The sequence below is a fragment of the Ponticaulis sp. genome, from assembly GCF_029210165.1.
In the GTDB taxonomy this organism is placed as follows: Bacteria; Pseudomonadota; Alphaproteobacteria; order Caulobacterales; family Hyphomonadaceae; genus Ponticaulis.
In genome coordinates this window covers 1,716,102-1,739,888 of sequence record NZ_JARGNT010000001.1, presented here as the reverse complement: position 1 = coordinate 1,739,888, position 23,787 = coordinate 1,716,102, and the positions used below count along the sequence as shown (strand labels likewise).

Annotated in this window: 23 protein-coding genes; 14 read left to right on the top strand and 9 right to left on the bottom strand. The window is 55.5% G+C overall.

The annotated features are described in order from the left end of the window. Nucleotides 1-93: 93 nt before the first annotated feature. Entirely contained in the window at nucleotides 94-1,653 is a 1,560-nt protein-coding gene (locus P1U45_RS08485; RefSeq protein ID WP_301058683.1) for a winged helix-turn-helix domain-containing protein, read from the bottom strand. A 190-nt stretch (nucleotides 1,654-1,843) separates the two neighbouring features. Here P1U45_RS08485 and P1U45_RS08480 point away from each other — a divergent pair, with 190 nt between their 5' ends. Beyond that, nucleotides 1,844-2,038, top strand: coding sequence for a hypothetical protein (locus tag P1U45_RS08480; RefSeq protein ID WP_293609701.1), 195 nt, complete (start codon nucleotides 1,844-1,846; stop codon nucleotides 2,036-2,038). 71 nt (nucleotides 2,039-2,109) lie between these two features. On the opposite strand, the gene P1U45_RS08475 is transcribed toward P1U45_RS08480, so the two are convergent. After that, complete coding sequence (locus P1U45_RS08475; RefSeq protein ID WP_301058682.1) at nucleotides 2,110-3,261, bottom strand: PQQ-dependent sugar dehydrogenase; 1,152 nt, start codon at nucleotides 3,259-3,261, stop codon at nucleotides 2,110-2,112. A gap of 187 nt (nucleotides 3,262-3,448) precedes the next feature. On the opposite strand from P1U45_RS08475, the gene P1U45_RS08470 reads away from it, so the two are divergent. Together P1U45_RS08470 and P1U45_RS08465 are read left to right on the top strand one after the other, a co-directional pair. Then, the gene (locus P1U45_RS08470) at nucleotides 3,449-3,685 is read left to right on the top strand and encodes a hypothetical protein (protein WP_301058681.1); all 237 of its coding nucleotides are present in this window, start codon (nucleotides 3,449-3,451) and stop codon (nucleotides 3,683-3,685) included. A 131-nt stretch (nucleotides 3,686-3,816) separates the two neighbouring features. Then, the gene (locus P1U45_RS08465) at nucleotides 3,817-4,332 is read left to right on the top strand and encodes a hypothetical protein (protein ID WP_301058680.1); all 516 of its coding nucleotides are present in this window, start codon (nucleotides 3,817-3,819) and stop codon (nucleotides 4,330-4,332) included. 93 nt (nucleotides 4,333-4,425) lie between these two features. Here the strand turns inward: P1U45_RS08465 and P1U45_RS08460 are convergent, their stop codons facing one another. Further along, a complete protein-coding gene (locus tag P1U45_RS08460) occupies nucleotides 4,426-7,278 on the bottom strand; it encodes a TonB-dependent receptor (RefSeq protein WP_301058679.1) in 2,853 nt (950 codons plus the stop codon). Nucleotides 7,279-7,506: 228 nt separating this feature from the next. Here P1U45_RS08460 and queC point away from each other — a divergent pair, with 228 nt between their 5' ends. Then, nucleotides 7,507-8,235: a 7-cyano-7-deazaguanine synthase QueC gene (gene queC / locus P1U45_RS08455; RefSeq protein ID WP_293609696.1), complete on the top strand. Its 729-nt coding sequence runs from the start codon at nucleotides 7,507-7,509 to the stop codon at nucleotides 8,233-8,235. Between the two features lie 24 nt (nucleotides 8,236-8,259). Further along, on the top strand, nucleotides 8,260-8,697 hold the full coding sequence (locus P1U45_RS08450) for a 6-carboxytetrahydropterin synthase (protein ID WP_301058678.1): 438 nt from the start codon (nucleotides 8,260-8,262) through the stop codon (nucleotides 8,695-8,697). Nucleotides 8,698-8,703: 6 nt separating this feature from the next. On the opposite strand, the gene P1U45_RS08445 is transcribed toward P1U45_RS08450, so the two are convergent. The 3 genes from P1U45_RS08445 to P1U45_RS08435 all read right to left on the bottom strand — a co-directional run bounded on the left by P1U45_RS08445 (nucleotide 8,704) and on the right by P1U45_RS08435 (nucleotide 10,484). Further along, the gene (locus P1U45_RS08445) at nucleotides 8,704-9,207 is read right to left on the bottom strand and encodes a hypothetical protein (RefSeq protein ID WP_301058677.1); all 504 of its coding nucleotides are present in this window, start codon (nucleotides 9,205-9,207) and stop codon (nucleotides 8,704-8,706) included. A 108-nt stretch (nucleotides 9,208-9,315) separates the two neighbouring features. Then, nucleotides 9,316-9,513, bottom strand: coding sequence for a hypothetical protein (locus tag P1U45_RS08440; RefSeq protein ID WP_022694496.1), 198 nt, complete (start codon nucleotides 9,511-9,513; stop codon nucleotides 9,316-9,318). 107 nt (nucleotides 9,514-9,620) lie between these two features. Next, the gene (locus tag P1U45_RS08435) at nucleotides 9,621-10,484 is read right to left on the bottom strand and encodes a bifunctional hydroxymethylpyrimidine kinase/phosphomethylpyrimidine kinase (RefSeq protein ID WP_301058676.1); all 864 of its coding nucleotides are present in this window, start codon (nucleotides 10,482-10,484) and stop codon (nucleotides 9,621-9,623) included. Nucleotides 10,485-10,603: 119 nt separating this feature from the next. On the opposite strand from P1U45_RS08435, the gene P1U45_RS08430 reads away from it, so the two are divergent. Further along, entirely contained in the window at nucleotides 10,604-11,491 is an 888-nt protein-coding gene (locus P1U45_RS08430) for a CoA ester lyase (protein WP_301058675.1), read from the top strand. 9 nt (nucleotides 11,492-11,500) lie between these two features. Then, a complete protein-coding gene (locus P1U45_RS08425) occupies nucleotides 11,501-12,625 on the top strand; it encodes a glycosyltransferase (RefSeq protein ID WP_301058674.1) in 1,125 nt (374 codons plus the stop codon). Here P1U45_RS08425 and P1U45_RS08420 read toward each other — a convergent pair. Then, entirely contained in the window at nucleotides 12,618-13,448 is an 831-nt protein-coding gene (locus P1U45_RS08420; protein WP_301058673.1) for an inositol monophosphatase, read from the bottom strand. The genes P1U45_RS08425 and P1U45_RS08420 overlap by 8 nt on opposite strands. Nucleotides 13,449-13,455: 7 nt before the next feature. Next, a complete protein-coding gene (locus P1U45_RS08415) occupies nucleotides 13,456-15,003 on the bottom strand; it encodes a bifunctional GNAT family N-acetyltransferase/carbon-nitrogen hydrolase family protein (RefSeq protein WP_022694489.1) in 1,548 nt (515 codons plus the stop codon). A 216-nt stretch (nucleotides 15,004-15,219) separates the two neighbouring features. Between P1U45_RS08415 and P1U45_RS08410 the strand changes: the two genes are divergently transcribed. The 3 genes from P1U45_RS08410 to P1U45_RS08400 all read left to right on the top strand — a co-directional run bounded on the left by P1U45_RS08410 (nucleotide 15,220) and on the right by P1U45_RS08400 (nucleotide 17,764). Further along, nucleotides 15,220-15,984 carry a hypothetical protein gene (locus P1U45_RS08410; RefSeq protein ID WP_301058672.1) on the top strand — a complete coding sequence of 255 codons (765 nt, stop codon included), beginning with the start codon at nucleotides 15,220-15,222 and terminating at the stop codon, nucleotides 15,982-15,984. 48 nt (nucleotides 15,985-16,032) lie between these two features. Beyond that, a complete protein-coding gene (locus P1U45_RS08405) occupies nucleotides 16,033-16,380 on the top strand; it encodes an arsenate reductase family protein (protein ID WP_293616870.1) in 348 nt (115 codons plus the stop codon). A gap of 103 nt (nucleotides 16,381-16,483) precedes the next feature. Then, complete coding sequence (locus P1U45_RS08400; protein WP_301058671.1) at nucleotides 16,484-17,764, top strand: hypothetical protein; 1,281 nt, start codon at nucleotides 16,484-16,486, stop codon at nucleotides 17,762-17,764. On the opposite strand, the gene P1U45_RS08395 is transcribed toward P1U45_RS08400, so the two are convergent. Then, nucleotides 17,765-19,903, bottom strand: a complete 2,139-nt coding sequence (locus P1U45_RS08395; protein WP_301058670.1) for a TonB-dependent receptor — start codon at nucleotides 19,901-19,903, stop codon at nucleotides 17,765-17,767. A 287-nt stretch (nucleotides 19,904-20,190) separates the two neighbouring features. Here P1U45_RS08395 and P1U45_RS08390 point away from each other — a divergent pair, with 287 nt between their 5' ends. The 4 genes from P1U45_RS08390 to P1U45_RS08375 all read left to right on the top strand — a co-directional run bounded on the left by P1U45_RS08390 (nucleotide 20,191) and on the right by P1U45_RS08375 (nucleotide 23,745). Further along, on the top strand, nucleotides 20,191-20,463 hold the full coding sequence (locus P1U45_RS08390; RefSeq protein ID WP_293616874.1) for a hypothetical protein: 273 nt from the start codon (nucleotides 20,191-20,193) through the stop codon (nucleotides 20,461-20,463). Between the two features lie 80 nt (nucleotides 20,464-20,543). Continuing rightward, on the top strand, nucleotides 20,544-21,584 hold the full coding sequence (locus P1U45_RS08385) for a MaoC family dehydratase (RefSeq protein WP_301058669.1): 1,041 nt from the start codon (nucleotides 20,544-20,546) through the stop codon (nucleotides 21,582-21,584). Beyond that, nucleotides 21,584-21,985, top strand: coding sequence for a hypothetical protein (locus tag P1U45_RS08380; protein ID WP_301058668.1), 402 nt, complete (start codon nucleotides 21,584-21,586; stop codon nucleotides 21,983-21,985). The genes P1U45_RS08385 and P1U45_RS08380 overlap by 1 nt, the downstream gene beginning before the upstream one ends. Nucleotides 21,986-22,266: 281 nt before the next feature. Further along, the gene (locus P1U45_RS08375; protein ID WP_301058667.1) at nucleotides 22,267-23,745 is read left to right on the top strand and encodes a PAS domain-containing methyl-accepting chemotaxis protein; all 1,479 of its coding nucleotides are present in this window, start codon (nucleotides 22,267-22,269) and stop codon (nucleotides 23,743-23,745) included. The last annotated feature ends 42 nt before the right edge of the window (nucleotides 23,746-23,787 follow it).

The following is a 23,787-nucleotide window of genomic DNA, read 5'->3' as shown; positions in this document are numbered from 1 at the left end:
GTCCCCGCGAAACTCTTCTGATGCGGGAATTATCGGCGCATCACGTTAAGAATTATGAACATTCAACCGGTGAATTTTTACCAATCAGGCGCGCTAGCCACCGGCCTCACATGAGAGTTCGTCCGCATAGGTGCGCAAATAGTCGTGGCCGGGATCAGGCAATGCCGCCTGAAGCGCTGTCGACATATAAGAGCAGGCCGTTTCACGATCGCCAGACGCATCAGCGATTTGCGCGGCCAGATACCAGTTGTGCGTCAGTTCACCATTGAGATTGGCATTCCGGAGCGAACGGAGCGCAAGATCATTATACATCTTTGCGTCCTCAAGCTCATCAAGCTCCATATGGAGCAGCGCAAGATTGGACAGGATGACATGCATCTGGTGAGGACGCATCAAATCGACCTCTAGTTCGAGGATCTCTTCATACTCGGCAATGGCGCCGCGCCGGTCTCCGGCCGCACTGATCATGAGTGCAATCTGGCAACGCGTGCGAAGCACTTCATGCTGCAATCCAAGCGCCATTTGCGCATCACGAACCGCTTCCAGACGCGCGATCCAGGCAGCATAGTCTTCATCCTGAAAGTCGTCGGTCTGGGACGCTTGAAGCCATTCATAATTGACCAGAAAGCTCTCTGTCCGCGCCCAGATTTCGCTTTCGCCCAGAGCTTCGGCCTCGGCCTCAACCGCCCGAAGCGCATCAATTCTTCCCTGCAGCGGCGGTTGGGTGATAATCGCAGCATTCATCGCCACCGCGAGACGCTCTCGTTCGGAACTAAACTCCGTGGCTTCAGCGCGCGTGATATAGCTCTGCGCCAGCTCCATTTCGCCGTTGGCATAGTAAAGCCGCCCAAGCTGGGTGAGCGCCAATGTGTCTTCCGGTGATAGCTGCACAATCTGACGATACGCAGAAACCGCCAATTCCAGATTCCGGTCGAAGGCGAGCGCGCCAAGCTGGTGCAGATAGCCGATATACTCTTGCGGAGACAAAGTCGCGATCACACTGTCACGATTGGCGTTCAGCTCTTCAATCGCCGCATCATAACTCTGGGTGCGAACCAGCGCCTCAACAGCGATATCTGTTGGCATGCCGCGAGTCTGGAGCTCATGAAATGCGCTTCGGATATTCACCCGGCTGATTTTACCATGGTACGGCAGGTCCGTCTCGCCTGCGAGAGCCGAGCTGGATGATCCACTGAACCAGAAAGCTGCCCCGCCGATTACCGCGACCAGACAAGCCGCAATCCCGCCCAAAATGGCAGCCCGGTATTTACGTGGTCCAGGCGCAGCATCATCACTAATCGCCTCATCATCCCCGGGCGCAGCCTGATCCGGATAGTCGAGACGATACCCACGCTTCGGAATGGTCTTTACGAGGCCATCATATCCGAAGGCACGCAACTCACGTCTCAAAATTGAAATTGTACGATTTAACGCATCGTCGCTCAGCGCGTTTCCGTCCCAGACTTCGTCAATAAAGGTGTCCCGCGAAACCGCCTCACCAGCATTATCCAGCAGTACTTGTAGCACCGCCATGACGCGCGGCTCTATTTTAGATTGTTTTTTATTCGAGATGAGTCTATAGTTCGCAAAGTCGATGATCACATCACCGAGCCTTGTCGAGGCAAGCATGGGTGGCTTACGCAGTTCACTCATATCAAATAGAACTCAAATCGTTTTCTAAAATCGGTTGTGAGGTTTCCGAAATATCGGCGCCCCCGTCAATTGGTCAAAATGACCATATCACACCTCTCTCCAGAGAATAATCAGGAAATCATCAGCTTATCATCAGGACAAGTACGCTGAAATTACGGCATTTATCGGGTTATACACGGTAAGGGACACGATGTCGGGTTTGCGGGAACTAGAACGTCAGGATGAAGAACGCGCGCTGTTGATGCTCGTCATGCACGTCGAGAGCATGTCGAAAGACCTCTATGGCGACAACGCTGAGATCATCAAACCGCTCAAGCACTTCAAGCATTCCCTGATTCAGGAATTGGTCGACGGCGACCACTCAACCTTCGGCGTTGATAAATAGCCGAACGCTCAGAACTAAAATCCCGGGACAGTGTCCCGGGATCTTTTTTTGTGCCGATGATGGATGCCGGGTTATTCGCTCGGGACGATCCGGTAAACACCGCCATCAATCTCATCTGTCGTAACATAGAGATACCCGTCAGGGCCTTGCACGATCTGTCGGAAGCGCGCGCCAAACTCTTCAAACAGCGCTTCTTCGCCTACGACCTCACCTGCCTCGTTGAGATCGACGCGCTGGACTTTTGATCCTGCCAGAGCTGCTGCGAAGAGATCACCCTTCCAGTCCGGATAGACATCACCGGTGTAAAGCTCCAGTCCGCCCGGCGCGATAGACGGCACCCAGACCAGCATAGGCTGTTCCATACCAGGCGCTTCGGTCTGCGTTGTGATGATCGAACCGTCATAGTTCACGCCATAGGTAATGGCTGGCCAGCCATAATTCGCACCGGCAATTTCGATATTGATCTCATCGCCGCCCATCGGGCCATGTTCCATCGAGTACATGCGGCCCGTGTCTTCGTCGAAGACGATACCCTGAACATTGCGGTGCCCGTAAGACCAGACATGCGGCAGGCCATTTACGCCATCAGCAAACGGGTTGTCGGGTGGGACCGAACCATCAGGGTTCATTCGCACAATCGTACCGAGATCGCTCATCGGGTCCTGCGCATCCTGCATATAGCGGAAGCCCTCACCCAATGTGAGGATCAGCGTACCATCCGGCAGAGGCAGCATGCGCCCGCCATAGTGTGCAGGCGTTGCGCGCATATCATTGACCACGAAAATGTCGGCGCCGTCTTCAAACGTCAGACCATCTTCGCTGAGGCGCGCGCGATAAACGGCTGTACCGTTCGCTTCGGCAGAGCCTTTGGCATAGCTGACATAGACAATGCGGTTTGATGCAAAATCGAGATCAAGCACGACATCAAACATACCGCCCTGACCGGCAACGAACGCGTCCGGTGCATTGGCAATCTCAACGCCTGACGTCGCCCCCGGAGCTACATAGCTTACACGCCCGTCACGTTCAGATACCAGCATGCCGCCTTCCGGCAAGAAAGCGACGCCCCATGGCATGTCAAAACCTTCAGCAACGAGTTCAAGCTCATAGCTCGTTGCAGATGTAACGTCTTCGGTTAGCGCCGGGCCGGTGTCTTCTGCGGCGCAGGCACCCATCAGCAAAGCCAGTGTGAGCGCGCTGGTGGTCAGCAATGTGTTGGACATAAGAATCTCCCTTTGCGCGCAATCTAGCCCATCTTGCAGAAAAAGGGAGCGCTCCTAAATTGCAATTCCGGAGCCCTGCTCCGCACGAGGCGTTTCGTTCCTTTGCTGGTCCGGATGACGTTTCCTGACCGGCGAGACCATCGCCTCTTTGTCAGTGAGTGTCAGACTGGAAGCAAAGGAAACTGTTATGACAAAACTCATCACGACATTCGTTTCTGCCATGGCTCTTGCCTGTGCACCGGCCTTCGCCCAAAGCGACGCGCCTGAAGACGGCACGACGGAAAAGTCAGTTGTAGAAACTGCCATTGAGGCATCTGTGAACACGCTCGACAAAGCAGCTATTCTGGCAAAGGCCGAGCAGCAGCTTCAACAGACAGACACATCGCAAAACGAGCCTGCTGACGCTGAGAAATCGGAGGGCTAACAGCAAGACGCGGCGCGCCGGGTCCTGCTCTGCGCGCCCGCATGCCAGATGAAATCTGCGTTATTTTCGAAACCTTGCGCGTCTCAACCCGTTCTCATGTCATCGATGAAACAAACAGAAAGGACAGCATTATGAAAACGCTCATGACCTGCGCTGTCTCAGCGCTTGCTCTTTCTACTCTTCCCGCACACGCGGATGTATCAGGCCAGGAGGCCGTAGCGCAGCTCAACGAAATGCAGCTGGCTCACCTGAACGGTGAAGGCCTTGCCCATGTGGAGACAGACAGCCTTCAGGCCCGCGATACGGAAGCGCTGCTCGAACCGGTCTCTGCTATTACCAAGGATATGTTCCTGACTGCAGAGACGATCTCTGCCGAACCAGCCGCACGCCCGGACAAAGCCTCAATGGATAATGCTGAGAGCGCCGACGCCGGAACCGAGACAAAGCCCGAACCGTTTTACGAAGTGTTCGAGCCTGCGAAGACACACCCTGAAATCTATTCTCTGATGGAACAGGAAAGCCTTGTCATGACATCGTCCGAGGCGCAAAAGCCGGACCGTTTCGAAGCTGAAACCGGTTATGGCGGTATCTTCTATGAGAGCGAGGAAGACGTCGCGCGCGACGCAATCCTGACGCCGGAAGAGTAATACTCTCAGAAAAGAAAAAGGGGGAAGCAGCTGCGTCCCCCCTCCCCGTAGGAGCGCCGTTATCTTCAGCGCTTTCCCCCCTAGCTCAAACCTCTACCAGGTCCGCGCGACGGTAATACCGTATGTGCGCGGCTCTGTGAGGAAGACGTTGGTGAAGAGGCCGGAAGAGTCATCCGTCAGGTAGCTACCTGTGATCACTTCTTCGTCCATCACGTTCTTACCGAACAGCTCGACGTAAACACCCATGTCATCATTGGTGAAACGAACTGACAGGTTCACGTTATCCCAGCTGTCCAGACGGTCGTGACCGGTATTCCAGACGCGAGAGAACGTCTCGCCTTGGTAATAATAGTCACCGCGGAAGCTCGCATCCCAACCCTGGAAAATATCATCCACGATGTATTCGCCGCTGATATTCAGGGTCATGTCAGGTGTGCCCGGAAGCTGGTTGCCAGACAAGTCGGCTTCAAAGCCCTCAAACGGTGTGAACGCGCCGGCTGGCAGAAGCGGGTTGAACACGCCTTCAAGGCCGACAAAGCTGCCAAGGCAGAGGCCGCCAGTTGACCCCGGTGCGAGTGCACCGGCCTGAATTGCGCCGAGAATGGTCGCATAACCTGCCGCAGACACCACGCAGTTAGAATAGGTCTGCGGGTTTTTGATCACGACAAAGTTCGGGTCGCTATTGGTACGGTTCAGAACGTCAATCGCTGAAGAATTCTGGATTTCGGTGTCGAGAAGACCGAGGTTTGCCGCCAGGATAAAGTTATCCGTGACATTCCACATTGTCTCAAGTTCGAACCCTTGGATTTCCGCGTCGATGTTGAAGTTCGCAGACGTCCGGTTGACGATCTGCGTCATCTGATAACCCTCATAATCATAGTAGAAGGCTGTCGCGTTGAGCTGCAGCGCCCCGTCCATGAGGGTGTTCTTCGTACCGATCTCGTAAGAGTTCACGAACTCCGGATCGAAGACTTGCGGGAATGCACTCTGATTTCCGGATGGCTGAGGCGGGTTGATACCGCCGCCCTTATAGCCACGGGAATAGAAGGCATAGATCAGCGTATCATCTGTGAAGTCGAAGTCAGGTGACCAGTCGAGACCGATGCGGCCCGTCACTTCTTCGAACTCACGTACGTAAATGCCATCTGGCTCTTCTGCCGTTGGTGTCGGCTCAAACGGATCGGAAATCACATTCGTTGGTGTGAAGAAGTACTGTGCGATGTTTTCCTGCGTCTTCTCATCACTCGTATAGCGAAGGCCAACAGTCAGCTGCAGATTATCCATCAGGTCGATATAGCTCTCACCGAACACAGCAAACGAGCTGAGGTCATATGGCGAGATAGAGCGATAATAGTTGCGACCTGTGGCATCCAGATTGCTCAGAACCGAACCCTGACCATTGCCGGACGTATCGAGCGGTGTCGGACCACCGAAGACCGCGCCGCCAAGCGCGTTGTTCAGCTGGGCAACCGCGCTCAGAGAGTTGGAGAACACGTAATAGCTTGCCGGAATTGTTTCGGCTTCGTTTGCCTCGAAGTCCACCATGATGGCACCGAGGTTGAAGTTGAAACGGCCATCAAAATCAGACTGCAAACGCAGCTCGTGCGTTGTCTGAGACGTCTCGCTCCCTGACAGGTCATAACTGCGAAGAGAATTCGCAACACCAAGCTGCGGGTCCGTAACCGTGCCGCCCGGGAAGAGCGTCTGGTAGAGGAATTCGGCAACCAGCGGGTCACCGACCAGATTCACAAGGCCAAAGCCTGCATTCGTGTTGTAATCAATCGAAGGAATGAGCTTGTTATAGTCTTCTTCCGAAACGATGTTCGACTCGTTATGGCTCCCCAGATAGGTCAGCGTCAGGCTGTCTGTGAGGTCGTATTCGGCCTGCCATGTATAGAGCGTCTGATCGGCGCGATAGTCAGGGTCGATGAACGACTCGATCTCGCGCAGATTAGGGTTGAGCGGATCGGTTGCCGCATTGCCATCCAGAAGACCGGCAAGAATGGCGAGACCACCACCAAGAGACGCAGCTGTGTTCAGACGGTCATACGACTCGCTGAGCGGCGCTTCCTGACAGCCAATAGATGTATAAATCTGATCGGCCTGACCAATTGGAATACCCGCATAAGACGTCATGAACGGGTCCTGATCGCAGAGCTGTTTGCCCGAACGCAGACGCGTATCGTCCTCTACGAAATTCTCGTACATGAAATAGCCGCGCAGGCTATCAGTCGGTTCCCAGGCAAGCGTTGCACGGATGGAGTTGATGTCACGATCGTCAATGTCATTGCCGGTCACGGTATTGGTCGCAAAACCGTTCCGTTCCAGATGCGCGCCAGCAATACGAAGCGCAGCTGTCTCACCGATCGGAATGTTTACCATACCTTCAGCGCGAAGCGTCGCGTAATTGCCCATCGTCACCTGAAGATGGCCCTGCCATTCTTCGAGCACAGGTTTCGCCGTGATCACATTCACAACGCCGCCCGTCGCGTTCCGGCCATAGAGCGTGCCCTGCGGTCCACGAAGTGTCTCCACCCGCTCTACGTCATAGAATTCAGATTCAAAGAGTCGGTTCGCAGTGAGCGGCACATCGTTCTGGTGAACGCCCACACCGCTATCACCGGATGTCGCCACAAGGTCAGAACCTACACCACGAATACGGAAGTTTGCGCCTGTGAAATTGCCCTTGGTGAAGGTGACGTTCGGAATGGTTCGAACAAGGTCCGGACCACCGGCAAGCTGAAGCCTGTCCAGTGCTTCTTCGTTAAACGCAGAAACGGCAATCGGAACATCCTGAATGGATTCTGCTGTTTTCTGGGTCGTCACCGTGATCGTCTGATAGCGACGTTCACTTTCCTGCGCTGTTGCTGTCCCCGCAACTGATGTATACGCGAATACTGAAGCGCCTAAAAAAAGCGCGCACTTTACCTGTGATCTAAGACTCATGCCTGATCTCCTCCCTAATCATGTGTCGCCCTCATTTATTTTTAGTCGGGGCAACTACAGTGCCTGCGAAGTTGCCAACGCAGACGAGATAAAGACAGACAACGCCCAACTCACAAAAATGTCAATGAAGGCAAAGTTAACGCGAACGAGAACTTCAACTGTCAAAAATCCAGTTAAAGAGACATACCCGCTTCCTTTCCGTAACCCCCCAGTCAACACGGTGTTTTCATGACCCAGTCAGCCGCAGTCGTTTTGTTTTCCGGTGGACAGGACTCCACTGTTTGCCTTGCCTGGGCGCTCAAGAATTTTAACCATGTTTCGACAGTCGGCTTCGATTACGGCCAGCGTCATCGAATCGAACTGGAGTGTCGCCAGCATGTTCTGAAGGCGATGCGAGACTGTGATACAGTGGAAACCGGCCATCTGGGCGATGACGCTCTTCTGGACCTTGGCGTCCTCGGCCAGATTTCAGAGACGTCGCTCACCAGCGAGGCTGAAATCACCATGTCCGAACAGGGCCTGCCGTCCACCTTCGTACCGGGCCGGAACCTTATCTTCCTCACGCTGGCGAGCGCTGTGGCGTGGCGCCGGAATGCCGACATTCTTGTCGGCGGTATGTGTGAAACAGATTACTCCGGATATCCTGATTGCCGCCGCACAACACTGGACGCCCAACAACAGGCCCTAGCGCTGGGCATGGAGCGGGATTTCCGCGTCGACACACCACTCATGTACAAAACAAAAGCCGATACATTTGCCATGGCTAAAGCGCTGGGCGGAAATGACCTGGTCGAGCTTATTGTCGAACATACTCATACCTGTTATCTGGGCGACCGCTCGGCGCGGCATGACTGGGGCTACGGATGTGGAACCTGTCCAGCCTGTGAACTGCGCGCCAATGGATGGGATGTCTGGCAGGCTGCCGGATGCCCGGAAGATACGACAGGCCTCGCCTGACAGACTGCAAACTGGATTAAAGACGTGACGTCGAACCCAACCAAGCCGGTAACTGACACCGGCGCCGCAAAGCCAAGCCTTGCCGGGCGCACTTTCGAAGTGACGCGCGCAGGTAATTTTGAAGCGGCTCACCATCTTGCGCCAAAGGATCCTGACCATCCTTATGGCAAGCTGCACGGACACTCATTCCGTGTCGAGATCGGTGTATCTGGTGTTGTGAAACAGGGTGAAGACTGGGTCGCCGACTTTGCCCAGCTGGGCGACGTGCTGGCGAAAGTCACAGGCGAGCTTGATCACTCTTACCTGAATGAGATTCCGGGCCTCGAACTTCCAACGCTTGAGCGTCTATGTGTCTGGATTGCAGAGCGTGTTGCAGAAGACCTGCCGCGCCTGACGCGCGTGAGTGTGTCCCGACCGAGCCTCTCCGAGACATGCACGTTGAGGCTCGACGGGGAAAGTTAAGCCGGCTTAGCGACCAACTTCATCAGTAGACGAAGCGCTCATCGCTTCCTCAGTCGTATCGGCGAAACGTGTCGCAAAACGGCTGAATGCACGGCGTGCGTCAGACCATGTCGCGCGGCCAACAGAGTCAGTGATGTCGTGGCTGAAATAGTCGTACTCTTCAGACGCGATCAGCTCACCTGACATGCTGAAGACTTCGCCAGTCATTTCGGCGCCGCCAATGCTGATGCTTTCGAAAGACAGAGACTGTTCAGTCATTTGTTCGAAGGTCGGCCGGTTCGGGCGCGCATCCTCGATCACGACATTCACGTCGCCAACCGAGCTCAGGATCGGTGCGAATTCGCGCATCAGATCTTCGGTCAGTTCATCGACCAGACGTTCGCGCTCACGCTCGCCATAATCATCGGCGATTTTTTCGTTGAGCTCTTCGGAGAATGAGATGTGAAGTTCGCCAGCCTGAGCGATGGGCGCAAGTGCGAGCGCTGCAGCAGCCAGAAGAATATGTTTCATGGGTCCTACCTCCTCCTAAAGTCATCGGGGACGCCCCATCATGCCATGATCGGGCGCATTTACCTAATGACGAAGATTTCACCTGAGGAGAGCCAGGCCGGTAGAGAGCTAGTCGCGGTCGCGCTCACGCTCTTCTTCGCTGGTGGTGACAAGATCAACGCTCGTACCGATAACCGCGCCCGTGATTTCTACACCTGCTTCCACCGTTTCAGCCGCCAGACCGACCGCAGTCGTCGCGATGCATCCGGAAAGAGAGAACGCAGCCATTGCTGCCAGAGTTACGCGCAGAGCCGTTTTCTGTGCCATTTGATCAAACCTTATCCAACTGCGCCGAGTTAACCATGCCTCACCGCATCACCTCAAGTTACGGTTACATCCGGCGGGTTAAGAACAGGTGAGCTGTGGCATTCTTGTCAAAGTGGACTAACGCGCGCCGGCTTCGGCTTGCCGAGCGCTTTCGGCAACACGCCAACATCAAACTCCGACGGTTCAGAGAAATCATGAGCGCCGAACACCGGAGCAAAGACGGTCATTTCATTAAAGAGCATCTTCTGCACCGGCTTAAGACCGCCCGCCGCGTCCCGGGCCAGAAGCACCGTTAGAAAATCACCAAAGCCGTTCGGCACATGCTCGCCATTGGCCCGCGCATGGCCAGACCAGAAAGCGCCTTGTTGCGACGCTCCGAGAAGCCCGATCTCTTCACCCTGCTCCACAGAGCTCACGAACTGCAAGCCAGACAGCCTGCTGTCTCCCGCAAGGTGTGATTTAATGGCGCCTGCCTCGCGTGCCGCTTCTGGGATTGCGTCAACGCGGCCATTGCGGCGTTCAATCTCCCAGAATTCCCACGCATTGGATTTGATGATGTCAGCCATAGGCAGAAGCTCGCTTACGATGGCGGCAGCTACCTCCTCCTTCACGTAAAGGCCTTTGCCAAAATCGCCCATGACGGCATCGACGATCACCGGCGTGCCATCGGTTTTATGGGCCGCGATGAGACGCGCCGCTTCGCTGACCTGCGCGGCGCTGGCAAAATAGCCCGTCACAATGCAATCTGCATTCTCGATCACGCGGTTAGCCACCAGCCCTTCTGCCATGCCGGAGAACATCTCATCTGTCACAGCGCCGCCACCTGGCGCGCCCCAGCCCGGATGTCGCCCGAGCATAGTCGTTGGCAGCAAGGACAGCTCGCAACCGAGCAGCGGCAACACTTTCATCGCAAGGCTGCCACCGACATTCGACCCGGCCACAAAAGAAGAGATCATAAACACGCGTTTCATCGCGGCAGAATGGCCTGCTTACAACGCGCTTCCAAGTCTCTATCGCGTGAGGTGATTGAAATCTTTGCTGCGATGCGGCACAGACAATGCGAAAACAAGACATCGGGGAATATACGCACATGACAAGTTCAGCTCACCGCCCACGCCGTTCGGTTCTCTACATGCCGGGTGCAAACACGCGCGCGCTGGAGAAAGCCAAGACGCTTCCAGCCGACTCGCTTATCTTCGACCTTGAAGATGCCGTCGCACCAGACGCCAAAGCCGAAGCGCGCGCAAATGTATGCGCTGCAGCAAAAGCAGGCGGCTATGGCAAGCGTGAAATCTGTATCCGCATTAATGGCCTCGACACAGAATGGGGCCTTGATGACCTGAAAGCCGCTGTTGGCGCTGGCCCTGACGCGATCCTCGCGCCGAAAGTTATTGATGGCGGCGATATTGACCGCCTCGACGACGCGATGACACGCGCTGGCGCCCCAGCGGATATGCAGCTCTGGGTCATGATCGAGATGCCAAAGGCCATCCTGCAAATTCAGGATATTGCCGAAGCCGTTGGCCGCACGCGCCTCACAACCTTCGTCATGGGCACGAACGACCTTGCAAAAGAGCTTCGCGCATCTGCCAAGCCGAACCGTCAACTGGCGTTCGGCACGGCTCTCTCCATGTCCATGCTCGCAGCGCGCGCTTACGACATCGTCGCGATCGATGGCGTGTTCAACGACATTAAAGACGAGCGCGGCCTGCGCGCGGAATGTGAAGAAGGCGCTGCGATGGGCTTTGATGGCAAAACCCTCATTCACCCGTCTCAGGTCGAAACGGCAAACGAAGTCTTCGCGCCGTCACCGGCAGAAGTCGAACAGGCTCACGCCGTTATCGCAGCCTTCGCCGACCCTGAAAATGCGGGCAAAGGCGTGCTTAAAGTGAATGGCAAAATGACCGAACTTCTGCACCTTGAAGAAGCTAAACGCATCGTTGCCGTGTCCGAAGCCATTGAAGCCATGGCTGAGTAAGCAAGGCAGATGCCTCACACCATCCTCTCCTATTCGGATAAGCTCTTCACTCCATCGGAGAGCTTTATTCCCCGCGCTTATCACGCCTTTGAAACGCTGAGGCCGCTTTTCATCGGGCATGATCGCAAAGGGCCGACACCGCCGGGGTTTGAGGCGCTGGAGCTTGGGGCATTTCATGGCGGGCTGGGTGAGACCGGTTTCAAACAGCTCGGCCTTGTCGGGCGCGAGCTGAGAGAGACGCTGGCGCACTTCAACCCGGTCGCCATTCACGCCAATTTCGGCAAATCCGGCGCCTATGCCTTGCCGATTGCGCGAGCGCTGAAGATTCCGCTGATCGTGACGTATCATGGCGGTGACGCGACCAAAACGAGCAACACAAAAGACAGCCGCCTGCGCGTTTATAATCGGCGTCGTCAGGCGCTCTGGGATGAAGCGGCTCTTCTATTGCCCGTCTCCGATTTCATTCGCCGTGAGCTTCTGGCCAAGGGCGCACCAGATGAGAAAATGGTCGTCCAATATAACGGCGTGGACCCTGAAAAATTCACGCCGGGCGAGAAAGAGAACGTGCTTCTCTTCGCCGGTCGCTGGATGGAGAAAAAGGGCATTGAAACCCTCATCCGCGCGCTGACAAAGATCGACCCTGCAATCCTGAGCGATTGGCGTATCCGCCTGCTGGGCGATGGTGAGCTGAAGCCGAAGCTCCTGCCGCTCCTCGAAGCAGCTGGCGTCAAAGCCGAACTGCCAGGCTGGATCCCGGCCGATGAGATGCCACGCCATTTCGAAGAAGCCGCCATTGCTTGTGTTCCGTCCAACCGTGCCGCCTCAGGTGACGCCGAAGGCCTGCCTATGGTCTGTATGGAAGCGATGTTTGCAGGCTGCGCACTTGCCGCCACCGCACATGCAGGCATTCCCGAATGCGTTGTGGACGGTGAGACAGGCTATCTGGTCGAAGAACGTGACGCAGACGCGCTCGCAGACCGGCTGACAAAGCTCATGTCTGATCCTGCCGCCACCCGCGCTATGGGCGAAAAAGGCCGCGCCCGCGCCATGGAAAAGTTCAATCTGAATATCCAGTCGAAAAAGCTGGAAAGCCTGATACTGGACGCGGCCCGCAAGGCCGGAACGATCAGCTGATCCCGAAAATTTCGCGGCGGACCGCTTCCCAGCTGTCCTTGTCCGGCGCGCAGATCACTTCAGCGCCTTTGACCTTTGGCGTGTAGGCCGAGCCGTCAAAACGGGCTGCATAGCCGCCCGCTTCTTCCTGCATCAGTACGCCCGCCAGATGGTCCCAGAGATTGCCTGAGGCATTGCCCATAAAGTGATATCGCCCTGTCGAAGTAAGCCAATAGTCAAACACCGAACAGTTGGTGCTCGTCCCGAAGCGCAATTTGGGCATAAGCGCAGGCACACGCGAGCGATAAGGCTCAGGGAAATATGCCCAGTTGATGACGCCCTTCATCTCCGGCACCGGAACCGGATCGGCGACTTTCAGCTTTGCCGACCGACCATGCTTTGTGGACTCATAAGCCCCTGCCCCGCGGATGACGGTCAGCCGGTTATCCTGCAGCGGCTCATAATGGAGCCCTGCAATCGTCTCGCCATTTGCGGTGACGGCCACAATCGTTCCGAACATGGAAAGGCCAGTCGTGAAGTTCATCGTGCCATCGACAGGATCGATGACGAAGGCCAGCTCGGCTTCGCCCAGCCCGTCAGCAACGCGAGGGTCTGCAGAGTATGCCTCTTCACCGAAAATCAGCGCGTTTGGATAGAGCTTTTTCAGCGCCTCAGTGATGAACACCTCAGCGCGGGTATCGGCCTCGGTGACGACATCGATTGCGCCATTCTTGGTGCTGATATCGCCCGCAGACAGGCCATGAAACCGCGGCAGAACCTCGGTTTCATTGGCCTCGCGGACAATGTCCACCAGCCTGTCGATATGCTCGTCACCAAAGCGCATCAGACAGCTAGCTGCCCTTCCACTGCGTCTTGTAGAGATCGAAGCGGCGGTCACCGAGGTTTTGAACGCTACCTTCTGCGCGGGCCCAGTTCAGGTCCTGCAGGTCAAGATCCGTCATGATGACGGTCTCAACGTTCTCGCTCGCTTCGGCGGCAATACCATCACGTGCAAACGGCAGGTCACACGGCGTCAGAATAGCCGACTGGGCATACTGAACGTCCATATTTTCTACGTTTGGCAGGTTACCGACATTGCCCGACGTCACGACATAGCACTGGTTCTCAATCGCCCTCGCCTGGCAGCAATAACGCACACGCAGATGGCCCGGACGGCTATCAGTACAGTAAGGCACGAACAGAATTTTTGCGCCTTCATCGGCCAGCTTACGAGCCAGCTCCGGAAATTCGGAGTCGTAGCAAATGAGAACACCAATCGGACCGCAATCAGTCAGAATGGTCTGCAGCTCGTCGCCGCCCTTAATGCCCCACCAGCTGCGCTCATCCGGCGTCGGGTGGATTTTCTCCTGCGCATGGACAGAGCCGTCACGAAGGAAGACATAGCCAACATTCTGGATATCGCCATCATCAGTACGCGTCGGGTGCGAGCCGCCAATAATGTTGATGTTATAGCTGATCGCGAGCTGGCGCATTTCATCGACGAAGCGCGGCGTGTAGCGGGTCAGGCTTTCAATCGCCTCAACCGCCGAGAGGCGTTTCTCTTCAAAGGCAAGAAGCTGGAGCGTGAACAACTCTGGGAAGACCACGAAGTCACAGCGATAGTCCGCAGCGACGTCCACGAAATACTCCACATTGCCCATGAACTCTTCAAAGTCTTTCACCATGCGCTGCTGGAACTGCACGGTGCAGATGCGGACAGAGTCTGCCTGAAGGTGTCTTGGATTTTTCTGGTCCGTCTCACCGCTATAATACGGGTTGCGCCAGACCATATGGGTCGCAAAGCCGCCAGACGGTGCATCATCCGGCGCATAGCCGCGCAGAACGCCGATACACTCAAAGCCCTGTTTGAGGTGGAAGCTGACCGTCGGGTCTGTGATCTTCTTCTCTTCTACGGCTTTCACATAGTCGACCGGGTCCGGATAGGCTTTCTTGCGTCGCGCCCAGCCCGGCAGGCGGCCACCAAAGACGATGCCTTTAATGTCACGGGATTCGCACAGGCTCTGACGTGCATCATAAAGGCGCTGGCCGATGCGAAGACGGCGGCGATCCGGATCCACGCAGACTTCCATTCCGTAAAGCCATGAGCCCTTCGGATTATGGCGCGCACCATAGCCGCCACCGGTGATGGAGTCCCATGTGTGGGGGCCCATACAGAGGCGTTCAGAGATACGGAAGCTCGCCGCATATCCAACAATATCGCCGTCATATTCGACAACGAACTGGCCACGTGGGAATTTGGTGATCTGCCCCTGGATCATACCCGGCGTATAGGGTGGCTCATCTTTATAGATGCGACCGGTCAGCGCCACGATACCAGGGATATCAGCGAGTTCAGCGTTACGCACAGTAACGGAAGATTTTCTGCGTTCTTGAGACATGGAGTCTCAACTGCCTTTCTATGCGTTTGGTTTCAAGAAAAACCTGAAACCAGCGATTATTGTTTGAGCAGTCGGCCAAAAGCCCCGCTTTCCGTGCTCAAATTTTCAGGAAAATCTCGACTGTTCAGCTTCCCTACAGAAACAATAAGTGATTGTTTTAATTAAGGCGGGTCTACGGGCCGGCAATCAGAGCATATTTGACCGGGGGGAACGGCCATGAAAGCACTTTATCCATCACTCATCGCACTCGCACTATGCGCTTGTGGACAGACAGACGCACCACCAGCGGAAACGCCAGTCGAGGCACCAGCAGTCGAATCAGAAGCGCCGGTTGTGGAAACGCCTGCCGAACCTGAAGCCGTCGCTGCAGACCTTGAACCTCTGGACGCCGTGGATGCGAACTATGATGAAAGCTGGTTCGTCGATTATGGCTGGCCGGGCGAGTACCCGAGCGGCATCTCGATCATGGAAGAGGGCGTGGTCATCCCTGCGCGTTCCACACCAAATCCGGACGCAGAGTTTGACGTGTCCTGCCCTATCAATGTGGGCGCAACGCTCCACCAGTGGAACGAAGCCCGCGTCACAGAAGATGATCTGCACTTCATCGCCGCAACAGAAACGATTGCACAGAACGTCACCACGGCCGCGACGCTGACTGTCTGGCCATTTGAAAGTGAAGCTGAAGAACCGGTGACGCTCGATATTGCACCCGGCGATACGGTTACGGTCATCCGCTATTATGGCGAAGGTTTCGGCGCGATGCGGATGGATGGCGTCAATTATCAGACCGACCTGATGGAGCTTTACGAGTATCTGGAAGAGGATGAGACCTATGTCGACGAGCACAAATGGGTGCTTGCGACATGCGATGATGCCGACAGCACTCGCGCATGGATGCGTCTGGATGAAGCCCTCGAAACTGAAGGCACGCTGGATACGCTCCTTACCGAATACGGCGTCGCAGAGGATATTCCTCAGTAGGCGTTATGCCTATTGATGCCGCCCGAGCACCGGAATAAGACATCGTGCATGACTTATATTGTTCTGCACAACCCGAATTGTTCGACTTCACGAAATGGCCTCGCCCTCCTCGATGAGAAGGGCGTGTCCTATGAAGTTCGCAAATACATGAATGCCGGTGACGCGCTTAGCGAAGACGAGCTGCGCGACATTGCGAAGAAGATGGGCGTCGACAGCCCGCGCGCATTCCTGCGAGACAAGGATGCTAAAAAATTCGAGCTTCCGGAAACGGCAAGCGATGACGAAGTCTTTGCCGCCATGATCGATAATCCGCGTCTTATTCAGCGCCCTATCGGCATTAACGGCGACAAGGCAGCCCTCGGTCGCCCGATCGAGAAACTGCTCGATATCGTCTGAGTTCACACCTCTCGCGCTGCGCGCGTCATTGTGAACACCGCTCTGAAAACTCCGTGCTAGGGTCCGGCTTCTATCTGGACACCTTCGCGGAGCGCGGACCTTTATGCGAATTCTAAAATTCATTCTGGGCGGGCTTACCGCCCTGATTGCACTGGCCATTGTCGGCTGTTCGACTGTTGGTCTGCCGCGCGTCAGCACCGGACCAACGAACTTCACTGCAACGCCCGACCTGCTTGCCCCTTATGGCGGTATGGAGCAGGTGACCACGGCTCAAAACTGGCGTGAAGAACGCGCGCCTTTCTGGCGGAATATGCTGCTCAGTCAGGTCTATGGCACGATCCCAGCACCTATCGCGCCTGAGATTGTGTCTGACCGGATTATCTCCGCAGATATTCTCGAAGGCCGTGCGCATCTGCGGGAAGTCCAGCTACGCCTGACCATTGGAGAGCACACATTCCGTCAGGATGTTCACTTCGTTGTACCGAACACGTCAGGTCCGCATCCGGTCATTCTGGGCGCAGGCTCCTGCCCGAACGCGCTCATCCTGCCGTTTGAGGGCATTTCGGCAGCGCCGGGTGTCTCCTATCCAGGTTATTGCGAAAGCGGCTCGGAGTTCATGCACTCCGTCGCAACGTTCGTCTTCGGCCGCTATATTGAGGTTCCGCCGCTGGAGCAGCTGATTGACCGTGGCTTTGCATATGGCGCGTACTATCCCGGCATGGTGATTCCGGACAGTATCGAGACCGGCATGGCGGCTCTCAGCTCTATCCGTGAAGGCGAGATGGAACATGGCCCTTACGCAGCAATCGGCACATGGGCGTGGGTTGCGCACCGCATTACCGACTACATCGAAACGAGCGGAGAGCTTGATGCTGACCGCATCATTCTGTTCGGCCATTCGCGCAGTGGCAAATCTTCACTTCTGGCGGGTGCCCTCGATGACCGTATCGCTGGCGTGATCTCTCACCAGTCAGGCACGGCAGGCGCTGCTCTCCAGAAGAATGATGTCGGCGAAACCATTTCCAGCATCACCGAAAGCTTCCCACACTGGTTCACGCCAAGCTATGCGCTCTATGCAGACCGCGCGCAGGATCTTCCCTTCGACCAGCATGCGCTTGTCGCGCTGATGGCCCCGCGCCCGTTGCTGCTGGGCAACTCGGCGCGTGACCAATGGTCAGACCCACGCGGCAGTTTTGCTTCTGCACGCGCAGCAGGTGAGGTCTATCAGCTTCTGGGAGGAGATGCATTCAGCGCCGAAAACCTCTGGGACTTCGACGCCAATGCTGACCTTGCTTTTCAGTTCCGGGAAGGCACGCACGGCATCACCCCCGAGGACTGGCGGCCATTTATGCAATGGCTCACCGTCCATTTCGGGAGTGAATGATCAGAACTCGGCTGTGAAGCCGACGCGGATATTGCGGCCCGGTACTGGAAGCTGGTCTTTCAGAACTGAGGTCGCGTAACGGATTTCTTCATCGGTGACGTTGCGTGCCTGCAGGAACAGACGGCTGCCTTCAAGCTGGGGAATGAACTGATCCAGCGTGACACCAGCCGTCAGGTCGAACACTGCATATCCATCAGTTGCCAGTGATCCTGCGCCGGGATCCGTCTGATCGTTGGCGAGCGTCACGCCAAGGCCTGCGTCGAACAGGCCCCAGTCTGCTTTGACGTCGCCATTGAAGGTGACAGGCGGGATGAACGGAACATCACCGCCATCGTCCAGCTCGGCTTCAACAAAGTCGATGCCTGCATTCACATCCCAGTGCGCGCCAAACAGACCGTCATCAAAGTGGAAATTGCCGTAGAGCTCGCCGCCCGCAAAATTCGCATCCTGCTGAACGAACTGATAGACCGCCAGTCCATCGACTTCGTCGGTCAGCCTGCCATCATGAACCATGCTGCCCGGCGTGAGGTAGACGAAATCGTCAAAATCCGTCCGGAACACGTTCAGACCAAGTGTCAGATACTCTCCGAGGAAACGGGCTGTCAGCTCGACATTGCGGCCCGTCTCAGCGTTCAGGTCGACATTTCCAACCTCATACTGATCCGTCGCAAGGTGGGGGCCATTCGCAAACAGCTCGCTTTCATTCGGAGCGCGTTCGGTCAGCGCGACCTGCGCCCCGATGAAGATGCCGTTCTCCCAGTGCTGGTGCACGCCGAGTGACGAACTCATCAGATCAAAATCTCTGACGCCCTGTAGATCGTTTTCACGTTCAACCTGCTCCCAGCGGACACCGCCTTCAATGCCAAAGCCGGACGCCCATTCGCGGGTTTCATACAGGAACACACCCTGCATGTTGGACTGGGTTGGCGTGATGAAAACTTCTTCACCCTCAGCGCGGAAATCGGTGTCGAAGAACTGAACACCTGCGGCGCCAGAGAAGCCAAAGAGTGTGTGATCCAGCTCAACCCGGCCTTCATACCCTTGGGTGAAGTATTGGGTCCCGATTTCACCCGGGCCTTCAAATTCGGCATGCTCGTAATCGGCAGAGGTGAAGCGCGCTTCGATGGCGTTCAGAACGTCATGATTGAAGCGCCAGCCTGCCTGCAGGTCGATACGGGTCTGCTCCAGATCAATGTAAGCAGCTTCATGCGCTTCTTCTTCATGGGCGTGATCATCATGATCCTCTTCGCCCTCTTCCTCATGGCCATGGCTGTGGCCTGGCAGTCCGTAGTCAGACACCTGATGGCGCACAGCAACGCCGATATAGCCGCTCTCGTGAACCCATGAGAGGCCTGCGCCAAGTGTGTCAGTCGTCAGAAAGGAGTTTGGAAGTGTACCATACGCCTCTTCCTCATGACCCTCTTCTTCCTCTTCATGCTCTTCGTGTTCTTCATGCTCATCATGGTCCTCATGACCCTCAGCTTCATGAAGGCGTTCGGATTCTGCAAAGCCCGGAATGTCGTAGTCGTCAAAGTCGCGATGACCGGCAGACACTGACAAGACAAAGTCGTCAACTACGAAACGGCCGCGGCCGGCAAACTCGCTACCATCATTCACAGAGTTGAACGCGCCAAATGCCTGACCTTCAAAACCGTCTTCAGGAAGTGTCTCGACAATCAGACCGTCAATCACGTTGACGACGCCGCCAATCGCCTGACCGCCATAGGCAAGTGCAGCCGGGCCACGCAGAATTTCAATGCGTTCAGCATCAAGCCCGTCAGTGCCCGTCTGGTGATCCGGTGAGGCAGCAGAAGCATCAATCACACCCAGACCGTTGGTCAGCACCAGCACACGCTCTGCGCCAAGGCCGCGCATGACCGGACGGCTCGCGCCCGCGCCAAAATACGTCGTGGAAACGCCCGGCTGACGAGAGAGTGTATCGCCGAGCGTGCCCTGAAGATCAGCCACCAGCTCTTCGCGATCAACCGCTGTCACGTTTGACAGGAGCTCTCCTGCAACACGCTCCGGACCCGGCGACGTCACGATCACAGTATCGACGCGCAATTCAGATTCCTGCGCCATTGCGGCGCCGCCCGCCGCAAGAATAAAGCAACCCGCAACACTACTAATCCGGAACATAAAGCCTCCCACTGAAAGTTACGGTATCACATTTCATAATTGATAAATGACTGCAAGCGGTTCTCACTAAAATGTGGGGCAAAAACAGTATTTCCACAGATGAAGGTCTTAACTGCTGAAAACGATCACCTCTGAGCGCAACAAAGCAATTCACACAATCCCAAGTAGCGTTTTACGGTAATCTTTTCTCAGAATTACTCAGAACTAGGTAAAATTACATCGTTTCGACTGGCGGTAATATTAAAACATCTTCGTCATAGTCATCCTCATTGAGGAGACCAGATCCCATGGAAATCACGGCCACAGCCTGGGCAGCCGGGCTGGCAAGCGCACTTTTATATTTCATCTTCGCCTGGCCGTTGGCGAAGCTGTTCACATATGGACGCTCGCTATTTGCAAGCTTCTATATGAAGCTCTTGCTGGTGCTCGTGATGGGGGCCGTGACGGCCCCGTTGGCAGAGAGATTTGCACCGTCACTGCGTGATCAGGCGCTGGAGCTGATCAGCCGGTCTGAAACGGCTACTGCCGTTTATGCCCGCATCATGTACATGCTCACCTGAGACGCGTTGACAACGCCCCTGATTTGCCTGTTGAACGTCAACAAACAAAACAGACGACACAGCGATCGGGGACTTGAGACATGAAATCCTTTTCCGGGAATTACTTTGAAGACTTCACAATCGGCCGCGTTCTGAAACACGCTACGCCGCTGACCGTGAATGAAGCCGATCTGGCCATCTACCGGTCGCTGACCGGCAGCCGCTACGCGCTCTACTCTTCTACGCCATTTGCAGAAGCTGCAGGCTTTGACCGTCAACCGGTCGATCCAATGATCGTCTTCCACGTTGTCTTCGGCAAAACCGTTCCTGACATCTCTCTCAATGCTGTTGCGAACCTCGGCTATGCCGATGGCAAGTTCATGGCGCCGGTCTATCCGGGCGACACGCTCTATGCGACGTCTGAAGTCATTGGCCGCAAGGAAAACTCCAACGGCAAAACCGGCGTTGTTTACGTTCGCACCACTGGCACAAACCAGAATGGCGATACGGTCCTGACCTATGTGCGCTGGGTGATGGTCAATAAGAAAGACCACGCATCGCCAGCGCCGGACGCTGTTCTGCCTGATCTACCAAAAGCCGTAGATGCGGCAGACCTTTCGGCTTACGCACACTATGCGTCTTATGACGCAGAGCTTGCAGGCAGCCCGCACTTCTTCGACGATTACGAAATTGGCGAGAAGATCGACCATGTCGACGGCATGACCATCGAAGAAGCTGAACACCAGACAGCGACCCGCCTTTACCAGAACACGGCGAAGGTTCACTTCAACCAGTTCGAACAGGGCAAGGGCCGCTTCGGCAAGCGCCTCATCTATGGCGGTGTTGTGATCTCCACTGCACGCAGCCTTGCTTTCAACGGCCTTGCCAATGCCGGCCAGATGATCGCGATCAATGGCGGCACGCACTGCAACCCGCTCTTCTCCGGCGACACCATTCACGCATGGTCGGAAGTGCTCGACAAAGCAGACCTTTCCGACACTGTGGGCGCGCTTCGTCTGCGCCTCGTCGCGACAAAAGACCTGCCATGCGCGGACTATCCATACAAAGGCGAGGACGGAAAATATCTTCCGAATGTCCTGCTCGACTTTGATTACTGGGCGGCCATCCCTAAATCCCGATAATGATCGGATCAGCAGAACCTATTATTGCAATCGCGGTGATCCTCTCCGCGATTGTGAGCCTCATCGGCACTGGCGCGCGCAAACAAGCCGTCCTGGAAGGCCGTGCACGTGCCGCAGACCTGTGTGAGCTGACGGGCATTCTGGAGCCGCGCGTTCTGCAGGACGTGTTCGGCCCGCCTACAATGAACGGCTTTTACAACACGACACTTGCGCGCGTGAAACAGGCGCGACAGCCGCTTGGCCTCATCATCAGCGAAGACCGCGCAGACATTGCCTGCATTGTTGTCGCCTGCGCCACATTCCTGACGAGCCACCCCATTTCCGACCTCGTTCTGATGATCGCGGCAGCTTATCAGACAGCAGGATGGTTTATTTCGGTTCGCCTGCCCGAAAAAAAGTAATTTTCTTTTTTAAGCTGAAGTGGTGAACGGGTTTAACACCCATGCGGTCATCGCCACGAACCGAAACATCCGAAATCTCAATACTTAAAGACACTCTCTGCCACCGTGCGGAGAGTTAACATATTTAATTTTTACCCCGAAAATACAATCTTGGATAGAGTATAATGCATATACACCAAACGCTTAAACAGCGTTGACCGTTGAAAAGTTTACAGGAATTGGAAAAATATTAACCCCAGCTGCCTTATCAAGTATTCATATTGCTTACTGAGGGAAACATAATGTTCAAGCAGGGTAACGCGTCAGGAATTTTGACTGACACAGAGCGTATGAAGGCGCTAACGCAATCCCAGGCTATTATCGAATTCAGCCCGGATGGCACCGTTCAATACGCAAATCAGAACTTTTTAGATACAATCGGATATTCACTCGACGAGATTGTCGGCAAGCATCACAGAATGTTTGTCACGACCCATGAAGCCGGATCCGCTGAATACACCCGCTTCTGGGATGACCTTCGCGCCGGCAAATTCCGCTCCGCCGAATTCCGCCGTGTCGGCAAAGGCGGTCGTGAAGTCTGGATACAGGCGTCTTACAATCCGATCAAAAACAAAGCCGGTGATGTGATCGGCATTATGAAGCTCGCATCAGACACAACAGAAGCAAAAAAGAACTCGCTTCTTAATGCGGGCCAGATTGCAGCGCTGAACCAGTCACAGGCCGTCATCCACTTCGCGCCGGACGGCACCATTCTTCAGGCGAATGACAATTTTCTCGCTGCTGTCGGCTACTCACTTGATGAAATCCGTGGACGCCATCACTCCATGTTTGTCGCGCAGGAAGATCAAGGCGCTAAGTACGAACAATTCTGGCAGGATCTACGCCGCGGCGAGTTTCAGGCCGCCGAATATCGCCGCATGGCCAAAGGCGGACGCGAATTCTTTATCAACGCGACCTACAACCCGATTTTCGACACTGATGGAAACGTCATCCGCATCGTGAAGTTTGCGACAGATGAGACAGACCGGGTCGAACGCATGCGCGCCGTCCAGAGCATTGATAAAGGGCTTGCCCTCATCGAAGACGCGATCAGCAATGTTGCCAAACAGGCCGCTGAAGCGTTTCAGGCGTCGTCCGCGACGTCAGAGAACGTCCACAATGTTGCGACGGGTAGCAGCCAGCTGGCCTCTTCCTTCACCGAAGTCTCCTCACGTCTTGCTGATGCGGGAAATATTTCGGCTGAAGCCGTCGACAAAGCGCGAGAAGCATCCAACCAGATTGGCAGCCTGACCCAGAGCGCTGAACAGATCAGCTCGGTCGTGAAGATGATTTCAGACATCGCCGCGCAGACCAATCTGCTGGCGCTTAACGCAACGATTGAAGCGGCACGCGCAGGCGAAGCTGGCAAAGGGTTTGCGGTGGTTGCCAGCGAAGTCAAAGCCCTCGCCTCGCAATCGGCAAACGCAACCGAAGACATCACACGCCAGATTCTGGCGGTTCAGACGTCCACCCACGGCGCTGCAGAGTCTATCGCCGCTATCGAACGCGTCATCGGTCAGGTGAATGAAGTCTCGGTCGCGATTTCGGCAACTGTCGAAGAGCAAGCGACCGTAACGCAGGAAATCTCCGGAAATATGAGCTCTGCCAACACGGCCGTGTCCAACATTTCCGGAAGTTTCGAGACAATCGCGAAATCAATCGAAGACATTCAGATTTCAGCAAAGAAGCTCAAGAAAGCCTCCTCACATATCGCAGCATAAAGAAGAAACAGGGAAGACCAGATCAAATACATGGCTGATACA

What these genes read in the sequence shown, in the direction of transcription:
- P1U45_RS08485 (WP_301058683.1), bottom strand. Translation starts at nt 1,653, where the DNA reads ATGAGTGAACTGCGTAAGCCACCCATGCTTGCCTCGACAAGGCTCGGT.
- P1U45_RS08480 (WP_293609701.1), top strand. Translation starts at nt 1,844, where the DNA reads ATGTCGGGTTTGCGGGAACTAGAACGTCAGGATGAAGAACGCGCGCTG.
- P1U45_RS08475 (WP_301058682.1), bottom strand. Translation starts at nt 3,261, where the DNA reads ATGTCCAACACATTGCTGACCACCAGCGCGCTCACACTGGCTTTGCTG.
- P1U45_RS08470 (WP_301058681.1), top strand. Translation starts at nt 3,449, where the DNA reads ATGACAAAACTCATCACGACATTCGTTTCTGCCATGGCTCTTGCCTGT.
- P1U45_RS08465 (WP_301058680.1), top strand. Translation starts at nt 3,817, where the DNA reads ATGAAAACGCTCATGACCTGCGCTGTCTCAGCGCTTGCTCTTTCTACT.
- P1U45_RS08460 (WP_301058679.1), bottom strand. Translation starts at nt 7,278, where the DNA reads ATGAGTCTTAGATCACAGGTAAAGTGCGCGCTTTTTTTAGGCGCTTCA.
- queC (WP_293609696.1), top strand. Translation starts at nt 7,507, where the DNA reads ATGACCCAGTCAGCCGCAGTCGTTTTGTTTTCCGGTGGACAGGACTCC.
- P1U45_RS08445 (WP_301058677.1), bottom strand. Translation starts at nt 9,207, where the DNA reads ATGAAACATATTCTTCTGGCTGCTGCAGCGCTCGCACTTGCGCCCATC.
- P1U45_RS08440 (WP_022694496.1), bottom strand. Translation starts at nt 9,513, where the DNA reads ATGGCACAGAAAACGGCTCTGCGCGTAACTCTGGCAGCAATGGCTGCG.
- P1U45_RS08435 (WP_301058676.1), bottom strand. Translation starts at nt 10,484, where the DNA reads ATGAAACGCGTGTTTATGATCTCTTCTTTTGTGGCCGGGTCGAATGTC.
- P1U45_RS08430 (WP_301058675.1), top strand. Translation starts at nt 10,604, where the DNA reads ATGACAAGTTCAGCTCACCGCCCACGCCGTTCGGTTCTCTACATGCCG.
- P1U45_RS08425 (WP_301058674.1), top strand. Translation starts at nt 11,501, where the DNA reads ATGCCTCACACCATCCTCTCCTATTCGGATAAGCTCTTCACTCCATCG.
- P1U45_RS08420 (WP_301058673.1), bottom strand. Translation starts at nt 13,448, where the DNA reads ATGCGCTTTGGTGACGAGCATATCGACAGGCTGGTGGACATTGTCCGC.
- P1U45_RS08415 (WP_022694489.1), bottom strand. Translation starts at nt 15,003, where the DNA reads ATGTCTCAAGAACGCAGAAAATCTTCCGTTACTGTGCGTAACGCTGAA.
- P1U45_RS08410 (WP_301058672.1), top strand. Translation starts at nt 15,220, where the DNA reads ATGAAAGCACTTTATCCATCACTCATCGCACTCGCACTATGCGCTTGT.
- P1U45_RS08405 (WP_293616870.1), top strand. Translation starts at nt 16,033, where the DNA reads ATGACTTATATTGTTCTGCACAACCCGAATTGTTCGACTTCACGAAAT.
- P1U45_RS08400 (WP_301058671.1), top strand. Translation starts at nt 16,484, where the DNA reads ATGCGAATTCTAAAATTCATTCTGGGCGGGCTTACCGCCCTGATTGCA.
- P1U45_RS08395 (WP_301058670.1), bottom strand. Translation starts at nt 19,903, where the DNA reads ATGTTCCGGATTAGTAGTGTTGCGGGTTGCTTTATTCTTGCGGCGGGC.
- P1U45_RS08390 (WP_293616874.1), top strand. Translation starts at nt 20,191, where the DNA reads ATGGAAATCACGGCCACAGCCTGGGCAGCCGGGCTGGCAAGCGCACTT.
- P1U45_RS08385 (WP_301058669.1), top strand. Translation starts at nt 20,544, where the DNA reads ATGAAATCCTTTTCCGGGAATTACTTTGAAGACTTCACAATCGGCCGC.
- P1U45_RS08380 (WP_301058668.1), top strand. Translation starts at nt 21,584, where the DNA reads ATGATCGGATCAGCAGAACCTATTATTGCAATCGCGGTGATCCTCTCC.
- P1U45_RS08375 (WP_301058667.1), top strand. Translation starts at nt 22,267, where the DNA reads ATGTTCAAGCAGGGTAACGCGTCAGGAATTTTGACTGACACAGAGCGT.